Consider the following 11,934-nt stretch of genomic DNA (forward strand, 5'->3'; position numbering starts at 1 on the left):
TCTGATATTTTTTAAAATATCAACTCTGAATGCTGCTCTGAAAATAGAAACGCCCGGGCGATGCCACGGGCGTTTTCCAACTGCTCGGATTTATGTTTTAAACTGTGACCCAATCACCGCCGGATTGGTGTGACCGGACCGAGGCACCAATGAAACGCACGCCGTCTGCACCTTGATCGACACTGGGATAAGTAAGCCAATCAGCCGGAACCGGGACACCATCCCGGCGGGCAGCCACCCCCATGGCAAATTCCGTATATAAGTTGGCCCAGGCTTCGATAATCCCCTCCGGAAAACCCCGTGCGGTACGGATCAGTCGTTCTGCACCGGGGCCGATGCCATGCCCGTGACCTCGGCTGATAATACGATCCGGTTCACCAAACCGATTGAACTTCAGCTGCTCGGACTTCTCCAAATCCCACTCGAGACCTCCTTCGCTCCCGAATATGCGCAACCGCAACCCGCCCCGGTTTCCGGGGGCAAGGCGCGTTGCCATCAGGGTTCCCGGAACCTCGTTTTGATAGCTGGTGAACATGAATACCGTGTCTTCCAAAGGCTTTGACGCGCCGCAGACGTGGAACTCGGCCCGCAGGTCGGTCATCGGCAGGCCCGAGACAAAACTGGCGAGATGCGCGGCATGGGTGCCGATATCGCCGACACAACTGGTCGGGCCTGAAATCTTGGGATCCAGCCGCCACTTTACATGAGGCGCATCGGCCACATCTTCGGGCGTCATCCAGTCTTGCATGAACTCAACATGGATCTGGTTGATCTTGCCGATACCGCCATCGGCCACGATCTGTTTCGCCTGCCGGATTACCGGAAAGCACGACATCGCATAGCCGACGGCAAAGACCTGCCCGGTGCGCGCGGTGATCTCCTCAAGCCCCTCGGCCTCGGCGACTTCATTGGTCAGGGGCTTGTCGCACAGCACGTCAATGCCCGCCTCCAGAAACGCTTTGGCCGCGTCGAAATGAACGTGGTTCGGAGTGGTGATCATCACGGCATCCACGCCATCCGGACGCGCTGCCTCAGCCTGCGCCATCTCCTCGAACGACGCATAGCACCGGTCTGCCGGCAGAAACCACTCGGCCCCGCGCGCCTTGCTGCGCGCGGCGTCAGAACTGAGCGCACCTGCGGCGACCTCCCACCGGTCGGTCATCCGCGCGGCCGTTGCTTGCGTGACAGATATCCGCCCTCCGCCAACAACGCCCAGGCGCAAACGGCGCGACAACCGGGGGAAAGGACCGTCAAAATTCAGGTTTTCGGGCAGAAGTCTCTCAGCCATTCTGAACCTCCATTTCCGGGACCCGTGCGCCCTCGGGCAGGATTTCCACCGCCATGAAGATGCTGGGGGTAATCGTCTCGTATTGATGCCAGGGATAGTTGCCTTCGGTGTCATACATCGGCTTGTGCGTCGTGCCCGGGGCCATGAACTCTTCGAGATAAAGGGTTTCAACGTCCCGTTCCCGGCATTGCTGCATTTTGCCAAAGCCAACGATTTGCGTATGCACTTCGCGAAACCCCGGTACGGGGCAGAACGGATGATCCATGTGCAGTCCGACATTCAGCGGAACCGAACCCGAGTGATACATGGTCAGCCCGACGTTACCGACGAAGACCTTTGGCGACATGTAATGGCTGACACCGCGCAAACGCTCCTCTTGCCGGACGTCAAAAGCAGACGGCCACGTGTTTTTCACCTTTGCAAACAGCTGGCCGTCATCGCCGTGGGCATCAAAGCCATGGACGATCACCGCGCGCTCCACACCGTGCAAAACGCTATTTTGTACAATCACGGACGAAAGTGGCGCAACGGCTTGATCCTCGATCAAGAGGCCCCGTTCGCCAAGGTTAAGAACGATTGCACGGCCCTCGACGGAAATCTGTTCATCAGTGATGTGCTGGACGTCAAAGAAAGGCAGCGCAAAGTCGAGTTTTTTAACCGGCATGAGCCAGCTCCTTCCGCTCATCTTGCAGGAAATTGACCGGCAGAGGCTTCGGTGCCTCGCACCGGCTTTCTATGGTCTGATAGGCTCCGAATTTCGGTGCCCGTTCAATCGCGTCCATGACCTCGAACACATGGTAGGCAAGCGCGCCACTGGCACGGGGCTGACGCCCTTCCTGTGTGGCCAGAGCAAGGTCCAAAAGGCCTAAGCCGCGGCTGTCTTCGTTGAACCCGTGTTTGTTCTCGACCACCGGCCAGTCTTCGCGACCTGTTGGACGGGGCTGATGTGACCAGCGCGAGGTTTCGCGCGTCTTCAGCCAAACATCGCCTTGAAAGATATTGGCACCATGCACCGGGTCAGGATCCGGAATGCTGATGGTTCCGTTTTCACCATAGATCTCGAAGCGCGGGGTTTCGCTGTCCCAGACGTCGAAACTCATTGTCATCGACCCGATGGCGCCGGATGAGAACTGCAACAGGCTAAGCGAATGCGTGTCGACCTCGACATCCATCCATTCCCCGTTTCGGGGACCATTCTCGATCATCCGCTTGTCGAATGTGCGTCGTGCCATTCCGGCGACCCGATCAACGGGACCAAGACAGCAGATCATGGCGGTCAGGTAGTAAGGCCCAAGGTCCAGCAATGGCCCACCACCCGCCTGATAGTAGAAATCCGGATTGGGATGATGGCGTTCCGTCCCGTGGGTTCCGACATGGGCAAATACCCCAGTTGGTTTCCCGATTGCGCCTTCGTCTATCAAGCGCCGAACGGTTTGCCAGCGACCGCCCAGAAACGTGTCGGGCGCGCAACCGACCAGCAGCCCCTTTTCGGCGGCCGCGTACAGAATCGCCTTGCCATCCGTCCGGTTCATGACCAGTGGTTTTTCCGAATAGACGTGCTTGCCCGCCTCCAAGGCGCGCAGGCTGATGTCGGCATGGGCTGCCGGGATCGTCAGGTTCAGAACGCAGTCAATCGTCGGGTCATCGAACACCTCATCCGGTGTGCAGGCCTTGGAGATGCCGTATTGATCCGCCTTGGCGCGGCTTTCCAAAGGATCGAGGCTGGCGCAGGCGACGACCTCGACGTTTGAGAAATTGGAGAGTGTTTTTAGATAAATATCGCTGATACGACCACAGCCGATAAGGCCGACCCGGAAGGATTTCGATGTCTCACGTGTCATCATTCCTGTCTTCGTAGTGGGGTAAGTAATTCGGGGGCATGGGCCCTTTGTTCCGACCGCCCTGACCCATCTGCTCCCACGCATGGGCAAGTATTCCGACCGAGCGGGACAGGCAGAACAGCCCTCGCGACAAGGGCGCAGGAAAGCCAAGTTCGCAGAAGATCACGGCTGTTGCACCATCGATATTCATGGCAATCGGCCGACCGCCGCGTTGACGACCGAGTTCGGACTGAACCTCTTCTCCGATATCGGCAAAGCGGCCAGAAACTGTACCTTCTGTCGCTGCATCACGAACAAGTTGCATCAGCCTGGGCGCGCGCGGGTCGACGGGCTTGTGAAAACGGTGGCCAAAGCCCGAGACGATCTTGCCGTACGTCTCGCGCCAGCTGTCCAGACCGTCCTGAACAGCATTAATCAGCGATGCCCCAGCATTCATGCGTTCCGAGATATCATAATACAGCTCGGCGCATTGCTCCCCTGCCCCGCCATGCACATCGCCCAGCATGTTCACCGCAGTCGCCATCGCATTATTGAGACCTACCCCGCAGGTGGCAGCCATGCGCGCCGCCGCGATTGAGGGGGCCTGTGGGCCGTGATCCACGCCTGCGACCAAAGCGGCTTCGAACAGACGCGCTTGTGCGTCGCTGGGCAGATCACCCCGCACCATCAGCCAGATCATTTGCGGAAAAGAAACGTTCCCGATCAGATCCTCTATTGCGTTGCCACGAAACGCGATCTTACCGGGTTTCATGTCAATGATGGATGTGCGCCACCATTGGCGGATTGCTTGTTCGTCGTTTGTCATACCGTTGCACCTCTAAACTCGCGCATGCGCTGCTGACGAAGTGAATCGAAAACGTTTTGAAGGCGACTGATTGAGGCGGTGCAGCCGGTGAAGATTTCAAAAGACGCTGCAGCCTGATGAACCGCCATTCCAGCACCATTCATCACTTTCAACCCAGTTGCGCGGGCCCTGCTCAGTAGGTGTGTCTCAAGCGGGAAATATACGATGTCTGCCACCCATGCATCGGGCCGCAACAGGGATGGTTCAATGACTGTTCCGGGGTACTTGCCCATTCCAAGTGGTGTTGCGTTGACCACTCCGTCCACAAGTTCGATCCGATCCAACGAAATCGAAGGGGAACCCTGAATCTTTGCATAAGGGCGCAAGACCTCTAGTCGACTGACCAGCGCCTGCGCTCGGTGGAAGTCAGGATCGATTATCTCCAGGTCTCGAACACCTGAATCAAGCAAAGCCAAAGAGACTGCACTGCCCGCGCCACCAGCTCCAAACATGAGAACCGTTTCAGTCTTCGATGATCCCAAAAAATCTCCGAAGGCACTGTGGAAACCTATGTAGTCGGTGTTGTGGCCAACCATTCGGTCGTCACAAAAAACCACCGCGTTGACAGCTTGAAGCTCCTCAGCAGTCTTGGAAAGCTCATCAAGATGATCAATGACTGATGCTTTGTAGGGATGCGTCACGTTGACCGCCGCGCAGCCTAATTCAACGGAATAATGCAGTAAATCAGCGACCGACATTCCACGAAATGGCTCTTTTGCAGTGTCGATCCTACCGTAGCTCAGATCGATACCCTGCGCCCGACCTTCTGCCTCGTGCATCTCAGGCGTCATGGAGCCAGCAATACCTTGGCCGATTAGTGCCGCCTTCATATCAGGTTGTTCCTTCCGCCATGTGGTGTCGCGCTTGGGCCGCCAATCGGAACGCAGCATTGCGCGCGCCGTAGCCGGAGTAGCCAGATCGGCGCTCAACAATTTCAAAGAAGAAGCCGTTAAAGATAGGTCGGCTGTAGATCTGAAAATACTCGGAACCCGCTGCGCGGTCGTAGAGAATGTTATCCCTGCGCATTTGGGCGATCAGGTCTTCACTTAACCCGAATGTCGCTTGCAGATCAGCGTAGTAGTTTTCTGGGATGGACAGGCTGGGAAAGCCGGACTTCCGCAATTGGGCTGAGGTTTCAAATATGTCGTCCGACTGGAAGGCTATGTGCTGAACACCGGCACCAAAACCGTCTTCAAGGAATGAAGCCGCCAGTGTTCGACGCCCAACTGCACCATTCAGGTTTAAACGCACTTCGCCCTCGGGGCTCTCGATGGCTTGGCTTTGCACAACACCTGATGGGTCGGCAACGTTTACGATCGGGGACTTTGCCATCTCAAAAGTCGAAATGTAATAGAGCAGCCAGCTTTGCATCTCATCGTTACGCATCGTCTGCGCCAGATGGTCGATGCGGCGCAGACCGGCAGGCTGGATCGCTTTGGTCTTGGCGACTGGCTCGAACTCGATGTCCCAAACCCGATGCAGATCGGATTTCTCATCTATGAAATGGACAACATTGCCACCAACACCTCGAATGGCCGGGATGTCCAGTTCCCCAGTCCCTACCGGTTGTGAGAAATTCGGCGCGCCCAACGCGGTCGCTCGCTGAACCGTCTGATCCGCATCTTTGACACGCAACCCCATGTCACACACGGAGGGGCCGTGACCCAGGAACGCCGAATGGGCGAAACCTTCCTTTTCGGTATTCACAACGATGTTTATCGCGCCCTGCCGCCACAGCTCGACGGACTTGGTTACGTGTTTTCGCTCCATTCGAAAACACATTGCTGACAGCATATCTGCCAGCTGCGCGCCGCTTGTTTCGTCGGCTGTAAATTCGACGAATTCGAAGCCTGACGCATAGACGCGTTCCGGGAGGTCCGGGATGCCGAAATCTGTTCCCGGTTCGGTCCGGGAAACCTCATCTAACAGGTTCACCAGCGACCTGTAGCTGTCTCGGGCCAGTGTCAGGCCACCGGGTTGAGGAGCTGCTTCATTGACACGCGCAATGGACCAAGGCCCCTTGTACCCAGCGCGGGACAACACCCGCACAAAGCCCGCAAGGTTCAGTGACCCAAGCCCCGGCAGAAGCCCAAAGTGCCGTTTGAGCCTGCGAATATCCATCTCAAGTCGGGGTGCATCGGATAGCTGCACATGGAACAGCCGATCTCCAGGAATGTCCCGAAGGCGGGCTGGTTTGGACCCGTTGGCAAGCGAGAAGAAGGAATTCAAGGCCAACCCCAAATAAGGGCTGTCGATAGCTTCAACGACGCCTAACGCCTGTTCATCCGAGTGAATAAGATCCGACCATGGCAAGCCCATATAGGCCAGACGCAACCCCATTTCTTTTGCGATCTGGGCCGCCTCGCCAAGATCTGCGATTACCTGTTCTTCGGTCGCGGCGACATCGACCTCGAAGGCAGATCCGATAAGCAGCAATTCTGTTCCCAACTCGCTCATCAGGTCGAGTTTGCGCTTCAGTCGATCAAAGGCGCGCTCCCGTCCGCCGCCAGACTGGCCTTCAAGGTTATGGAAAGGTTGCAGCAGGCAAATCTTTAGGCCGAGATCTGATGCTATGTTCCGAATTTGCGATGGCGGCCCGTCAAAAGCGGTCAAGTCCGGTTCGTGTAATTCGACACCCCCGAATCCCGCGTCAGCGATAGCGCTTAGTTTTTCGGCCAGATCACCGGGGATCGACGTTGTCGAAACCGAGAGGCACATTATCCCTGATATCCAAACATACGCGGCAACCACAGGACCAGATCAGGCATCAGCATCATGATCACCAGGGCGAAGATGAGAACCGCGAGGAAGGCCCAGATTTCCGAGATGATTTCGCGTAGCGGAATGTCCGTCACGGCGTTGATCACAAAGAGCAGAATGCCATAGGGCGGCGTGATCAGACCGATCATCGAGTTCACGACGACCAGCACCCCGAAATGCACCAGATCAATCCCAAGCGCTTCGCAGGTTGGAATGAACAGGGGCACAATCACCAGGATGATCGTTGTTGCGTCTAACACGCATCCCAGCGCGAGGATCAGCAGGTTTACGAGGATCAGGAACACAATCGGGCTAACATCGGAACCCTCCAGCAGCGCCGAGATAGACTGAGGAATTTGCTCCTGAATGACGATGAAGTTCAGAATGAACGCGCCACCAATGACAACCCCGACGGCTGCGGAAGAGCGCGCACTGTCGACGAACACCTGATAAAGGCCGCGAAAGGTCAGCGCTCGGTAGAACAACGCTGCCAGTAGCAGGGCGTAGAATGCAGCTACGGCGGCAGCTTCGGTCGGAGTGGTGACGCCCCCATATATGCCGTATAGCAGGATTGCGGGCATCAGCAGTGCCGGAAATGCGTTGGCGGTTTTAGCCGGCAACTCGCGCAGTGGAACAGGTTCTTCCAATGCAAAGTTCCGCTTTCCGGCCAGATAATAGTTCATCGCCATGAGGACGACGCCCATGATCAGGCCCGGCAGAATACCGGCGAGAAACAGCGACCCGATGGAGGCCTTGGAAACGAGCGCGTACAAAACCATCGGGATAGAGGGCGGAATAATAGGGCCGATCGTTGCCGACGCTGCCGTGATTGCAGCTGCGTAGCCTCGGCTGTAGCGGCCATCCTTGGTCATCATTTCAATGATGATCTTCCCGATCCCCGCAGCATCCGCGACGGCCGAGCCGGACATACCCGAAAATATCAGTGACGCTACCACGTTTACGTGCCCGAGGCCGCCCTTGAAACGACCGACAGCAGCGACGCAGAAGTTCAAAAGACGGTCCGTGATCGATCCAGCGTTCATGATATTCGCGGCGACGATGAACAAAGGCACGGCAAGCAGGATCGTGCTTTTGTAAAAGCCTTGCAGGATCTTCTCGCCCGCGAGGGCGACGTCCAGTCCGGCCGTGCCCAGGTACACTAATGAGGCCAGGAGGATGGAATAGCCGATAGGTGTCCCGATGCCTGCCAGAAGAAAGAGAGCGAGCAGGCAGGAAAGAAGTTCAAAACTCATTTTTTAACTTCCTCATCCTTTTCGACGTCGACACGGGGATGATCGTCAACCACGTTGTACCCAACGACCAGTTCCAACTCTGTCTTTGGTGGGCCATTGCGCATGACGTCGAAGAATAGCCACGCGTAGCGCGCTGCGACGACCAGCATGAATACCGCGTAAATCGAGAATACTGTGCGCAGCGGTATCTTCTCACCGGAGAACGGATTGCGGACAGTCGATGTCTTGCGGATTTTCATCCAGTCGATGTAGTCCCACGTCGGAAGGAAGCTGTAGAGCATACCGACTACGATCGCTGCGGCCGCCAGCATCGCAAAGACCTGCCGTACGCGCATCGGCACCGAAAGATAGATGATGTCGAACTTCACGTGATCCCGTTCGCGCACGATGAAAGCGCAGCTGAAGAAAATCACCCAGACCCAAAGAATGCCGATCAATTCCAGCGTCCAGCCTGCTGGGGTGAAGAAGTACCGTAGTAGAATTTGGAGAAGGAAGATAAGGAAGATTGCCGCCAGCATCCCGCCGGCAATCGCTTCGGTCAGTCGGGAGAACCCCTTCATAATGGCCTTCATTATGGTTCTCCCTCCCCTGTCTTACTGGGTTCAGTTGCCCAGAGCGTTGATCTGATCCAGAACGCCTTCGGGCCATGAGCCAGCGAATTCGCTGTCCAGATACATAGACTGTACCTGATCGCGGAACGCAGCGAGATCGGGTTCGTAAATCTCCATGCCCTGCTCTTTCAGGAAGCTGACAAGATCCTCTTCTTTCTGAAGCTGCTTCTGGCGGCCTGATTCAGCTGCTGCGTCCGCAGCTTCCTGAACCTTAGCTTGCTGTTCCGGTGTCAGCCCGTCCCAAACTTCTTTGCCGATGGCTATATAGTTCAGGTCGACCAGATGCGATGTCAGGACGATCTGATTGGTCACTTCATAGAACTTGGCGTCAACGACGGTCGGCAACGGGTTATCCTGCCCGTCAACGGCACCGGTCGACAGCGCGGTATAGACTTCGGAGAAGGCCATCGGTGTCGGCGCGGCACCCAGCGCCTTGCCAAGGAACTGCCATGCGTCGGTGCCCGGCATCCGCAGATTCACGCCTTCCAAGTCTGCGGGCGTCGTGACTGTCAGCTCATCCTTGGGCTGGCGCAGGTTCACCTGACGACGGCCCAGATACATGACCGACAGCAGTTTGACGCCTAGTTCTTCTTCGGCCTTCTGCTTAAAGGCATCCATCAAGGGATCGTTGAAGACAGCTACCTGATGCGCGGCGTCCTGGTGGACATAGCCTGCGGTAAAGATCGAAAACTCGGGGAAGAACTGTGCCAGTTCCTGCGCCGAGGTGATCGACATTTCCAGGTTACCCCGGCTGATGGCGTCCAACTCGGTGCCTTGGGCAAAGATGGTTCCATTATAGCTGGGCTCGTAGCTTGCGAAATCAGCGACCATGGGCGCGAAAACCTCGGCCATAGCGACCGAGCGCTGGTCGGTCTCCGATCCTGATGTTGCGAGGCGAAGTTGCACTTTGTCTTCCGCCAGCGCACCGCTTGTCGCGCCAAACAGAACACCGGTTGCAACAAGGGCTGATACAGCAGCCCGGCGGGTAAGTTTGGTAATCACTTTGCTCCTCCCTGAGACATCATGATGCATTTTCCGATTCTGAGTTTTGACCTATTTTGGACATTTTGCAAGATTTTTTACAAAATATCAGATATTTTTAATTACCTGCAATCTCTGTTGTTGCGTTTCCCGAAGGTTTCTTATCCTGACAGTCTCGCCAGTCCTGCAGGAATTCTGTATAGCTTCAATAACTTGGAGTGTTTTAAAACCTTCCCATCCAGACACAATCGGATCTGCTTCGCGCCGAGCGACTTCAACAAAGTGCCTGAGTTGATTGACCAAGGGGTCGGATGCACCCTTCTTCAGCGCGGTTGATGAGATTGGCGTCCACCAATCCCTTTGCTCGCTCTGGTAACTCCACAGTCGAAGATCGGGAACGGACAACGACCCGTGAGAGCCACCTATCATGTAGCTACTCTCAGTGGTCGAAGGATAGATTGGATATTCCTGAGACGTCATCTCCCAGCTCCATGGAGCAACGATGCTGTCGGACACACTTATGGTTCCTATCGCTCCGCTTTCGAACGTCAACAGAGCACCGGCAACATCTTCGTTGTCGTAACCCCGCTGCGATGCAGCCGACCGCGCCTGTACGGTCATGACTTCTCCGGCCAGGTACCGCAGCAGATCCACATCGTGGACAAGATTGACCGAGATGGGCCCTGCGCCGGGTTTCTTTCGCCAGGGCGCAGCATCAAAATATTCGTCTGGCTTATAAAACCAGCAATTCGCATGGACAGCGCGCACATCTCCAATCTTCCCATCGACAATGGCTTCCTTAGCCGCCCTGATCAGAGGATTGTGTCTGCGATGATGTCCGACCATCATTGGCACATTGGCCTTCTCCGCTGCTTGGACAAGCTCCAGTGCAGTGGTGGCTTCCACGGCGATCGGTTTTTCGACAAGAACGGGACAACCATGTCGAACACACGTGAGGCCTTGTTCAACATGAAGCGTGGTCGGGGTCGCAAGAACAGCTCCGTCCGGCGTCTGAATTGCAAACATTTCCTCGAGGGTTTCGTAACATGCGACCCCGTGCTCAACGGCGTAAGCACGGCCTTCATCGCTGGGGTCGACCACCGCGACGAGATCAACATGGCGCAACGCTCGTATAGCGTCTGCGTGGCGGCGTCCAACAAGGCCAATGCCGACAATGGCAATGCGAAAGTTCTTAGACACTTTGCTTCCTTCCGGAGGGTCCGGAAAATCCCGAAACCGATGATTGCGATCGGGCTGCTTTGCCCAACTTGGCCACGACCGTATTGGGGTTTTCGCGATTCCGCAATAATGTATGATATTTTTATTTTTACCATACATCAGTTTGGATTGCTGATGTCTCTGAAAAATGCTAATTGAACGAGGAAACTGATAATATCGGGTGAAACGCATGGCGAAACAGCCGTCTACGATAGGTGCAAGTACCTATCAGCGCATCAAGCGGGACATCATCTTCGGGGAGTTGCAGCCCGGCTCCAAACTGAAGCTGGACGCCCTGAAGGAACGCTACTCGGCAAGCCTTTCGACACTTCGTGAAACGCTGAACCGGCTCGCCAGCGATGGATTTGTCGAAGCTCCCGAGCAACGGGGTTTTCTGGTCACGCCAGTTTCACGAGAAGACCTGACCGAGATTTCAGAGCTGCGCGTTCTGTTGGAATGCCACGCGTTAGAGTTGTCCATTGCGAATGGCGACACGGACTGGGAAGGCAACCTCGTTGCCGCACACCACAAACTGCACCTGATGGAACAGCAGCTTCTCAAGGGCGACGAGTCCGAGAAAGAAACCTGGAAACGATATGATTGGGAGTTTCACCAAGCGATGATCGCGGCCTGCAACTCCAAGAACCTTCTGTCTCTGCACTCGATCATCTACGACAAGTATCTGCGGTATCAGATGCTGGTGCTGACATATCGCGGCGAAGAGGCCGTCAAGGAACACAAGGGCATGTTCGATGCCGCGCTGGCCAGAGACGCTGACACGGCCAAGAAACTGTTGGAAGATCACATCCGAAACGGCCTCACCCACACGTTGGAGGCTATGTAATGCGACATGCTGATTGTGTGCTTCGACGTCTTCAGGTCGATTTGGCAGGGAATATCTCAATATTCCACATCTAGATCGAGAAGTTTGTGAGCGGCCCAAAGGAGACATTTAGGGTACCGTTCGGATGCCGCATCGGCAGCCCGCATTGCCGCCATTCGCTGCAGGTGCGCAGTCAAAGGGAAATCGAACTGGTGGTCTGCGGAGAGGGTGTGTGAAAACTCCCCTATTTTGACCGGACTGATGGTATAATTTCCGTATTCGGTACGGAGGTTGTTGATGACGCAATTTATCGAG

12 protein-coding genes are annotated in these 11,934 nt (G+C 55.9%); 1 reads left to right on the plus strand and 11 read right to left on the minus strand.

Annotated features, from left to right (window positions below):
• Positions 1-97 precede the first annotated feature (97 nt).
• The 10 genes from ACR0NZ_RS16605 to ACR0NZ_RS16650 form a co-directional block, all read right to left on the minus strand.
• On the minus strand, positions 98-1,288 hold the full coding sequence (locus tag ACR0NZ_RS16605; RefSeq protein ID WP_480520412.1) for a Gfo/Idh/MocA family protein: 1,191 nt from the start codon (positions 1,286-1,288) through the stop codon (positions 98-100).
• Positions 1,281-1,952: a hypothetical protein gene (locus ACR0NZ_RS16610; protein ID WP_480520414.1), complete on the minus strand. Its 672-nt coding sequence runs from the start codon at positions 1,950-1,952 to the stop codon at positions 1,281-1,283. The genes ACR0NZ_RS16605 and ACR0NZ_RS16610 overlap by 8 nt, the downstream gene beginning before the upstream one ends.
• Positions 1,942-3,129 carry a Gfo/Idh/MocA family protein gene (locus ACR0NZ_RS16615; protein ID WP_480520416.1) on the minus strand — a complete coding sequence of 396 codons (1,188 nt, stop codon included), beginning with the start codon at positions 3,127-3,129 and terminating at the stop codon, positions 1,942-1,944. The genes ACR0NZ_RS16610 and ACR0NZ_RS16615 overlap by 11 nt, the downstream gene beginning before the upstream one ends.
• A complete protein-coding gene (locus ACR0NZ_RS16620; protein WP_480520418.1) occupies positions 3,119-3,934 on the minus strand; it encodes a citryl-CoA lyase in 816 nt (271 codons plus the stop codon). Before ACR0NZ_RS16620 ends, ACR0NZ_RS16615 begins: the two co-directional genes overlap by 11 nt.
• Positions 3,931-4,863 carry a shikimate dehydrogenase gene (locus ACR0NZ_RS16625; protein WP_480520420.1) on the minus strand — a complete coding sequence of 311 codons (933 nt, stop codon included), beginning with the start codon at positions 4,861-4,863 and terminating at the stop codon, positions 3,931-3,933. Before ACR0NZ_RS16625 ends, ACR0NZ_RS16620 begins: the two co-directional genes overlap by 4 nt.
• The gene (locus ACR0NZ_RS16630) at positions 4,805-6,691 is read right to left on the minus strand and encodes a bifunctional sugar phosphate isomerase/epimerase/4-hydroxyphenylpyruvate dioxygenase family protein (protein ID WP_480520422.1); all 1,887 of its coding nucleotides are present in this window, start codon (positions 6,689-6,691) and stop codon (positions 4,805-4,807) included. The genes ACR0NZ_RS16625 and ACR0NZ_RS16630 overlap by 59 nt, the downstream gene beginning before the upstream one ends.
• Positions 6,691-7,986 (minus strand): TRAP transporter large permease, encoded by a 1,296-nt coding sequence (locus ACR0NZ_RS16635; RefSeq protein ID WP_170328647.1) that lies wholly within the window; start codon positions 7,984-7,986, stop codon positions 6,691-6,693. The genes ACR0NZ_RS16630 and ACR0NZ_RS16635 overlap by 1 nt, the downstream gene beginning before the upstream one ends.
• Entirely contained in the window at positions 7,983-8,558 is a 576-nt protein-coding gene (locus ACR0NZ_RS16640) for a TRAP transporter small permease (protein WP_480520424.1), read from the minus strand. Before ACR0NZ_RS16640 ends, ACR0NZ_RS16635 begins: the two co-directional genes overlap by 4 nt.
• Before the next feature lie 30 nt (positions 8,559-8,588).
• A complete protein-coding gene (locus ACR0NZ_RS16645) occupies positions 8,589-9,599 on the minus strand; it encodes a sialic acid TRAP transporter substrate-binding protein SiaP (protein WP_480483577.1) in 1,011 nt (336 codons plus the stop codon).
• 87 nt (positions 9,600-9,686) lie between these two features.
• Positions 9,687-10,988 (minus strand): Gfo/Idh/MocA family protein, encoded by a 1,302-nt coding sequence (locus tag ACR0NZ_RS16650; RefSeq protein ID WP_480520427.1) that lies wholly within the window; start codon positions 10,986-10,988, stop codon positions 9,687-9,689.
• Here ACR0NZ_RS16650 and ACR0NZ_RS16655 point away from each other — a divergent pair.
• On the plus strand, positions 10,987-11,640 hold the full coding sequence (locus tag ACR0NZ_RS16655) for a GntR family transcriptional regulator (protein WP_170328650.1): 654 nt from the start codon (positions 10,987-10,989) through the stop codon (positions 11,638-11,640). The genes ACR0NZ_RS16650 and ACR0NZ_RS16655 overlap by 2 nt on opposite strands.
• A 56-nt stretch (positions 11,641-11,696) precedes the next feature.
• Here ACR0NZ_RS16655 and ACR0NZ_RS16660 read toward each other — a convergent pair.
• A partial coding sequence (locus ACR0NZ_RS16660) for a hypothetical protein (RefSeq protein ID WP_480520429.1) occupies positions 11,697-11,934 on the minus strand: 238 nt, incomplete at its 5' end.

It is taken from the genome of Ruegeria sp. AE3 (assembly GCF_056542225.1).

Bases quoted from the DNA above. Each gene is read 5' to 3' on its own strand.
- ACR0NZ_RS16630 (WP_480520422.1), bottom strand. From the start codon at position 6,691: ATGTGCCTCTCGGTTTCGACAACGTCGATCCCCGGTGATCTGGCCGAA.
- ACR0NZ_RS16655 (WP_170328650.1), top strand. From the start codon at position 10,987: ATGGCGAAACAGCCGTCTACGATAGGTGCAAGTACCTATCAGCGCATC.
- ACR0NZ_RS16605 (WP_480520412.1), bottom strand. From the start codon at position 1,288: ATGGCTGAGAGACTTCTGCCCGAAAACCTGAATTTTGACGGTCCTTTC.
- ACR0NZ_RS16615 (WP_480520416.1), bottom strand. From the start codon at position 3,129: ATGACACGTGAGACATCGAAATCCTTCCGGGTCGGCCTTATCGGCTGT.
- ACR0NZ_RS16610 (WP_480520414.1), bottom strand. From the start codon at position 1,952: ATGCCGGTTAAAAAACTCGACTTTGCGCTGCCTTTCTTTGACGTCCAG.
- ACR0NZ_RS16650 (WP_480520427.1), bottom strand. From the start codon at position 10,988: ATGCGTTTCACCCGATATTATCAGTTTCCTCGTTCAATTAGCATTTTT.
- ACR0NZ_RS16640 (WP_480520424.1), bottom strand. From the start codon at position 8,558: ATGAAGGCCATTATGAAGGGGTTCTCCCGACTGACCGAAGCGATTGCC.
- ACR0NZ_RS16625 (WP_480520420.1), bottom strand. From the start codon at position 4,863: ATGCTGCGTTCCGATTGGCGGCCCAAGCGCGACACCACATGGCGGAAG.
- ACR0NZ_RS16635 (WP_170328647.1), bottom strand. From the start codon at position 7,986: ATGAGTTTTGAACTTCTTTCCTGCCTGCTCGCTCTCTTTCTTCTGGCA.
- ACR0NZ_RS16620 (WP_480520418.1), bottom strand. From the start codon at position 3,934: ATGACAAACGACGAACAAGCAATCCGCCAATGGTGGCGCACATCCATC.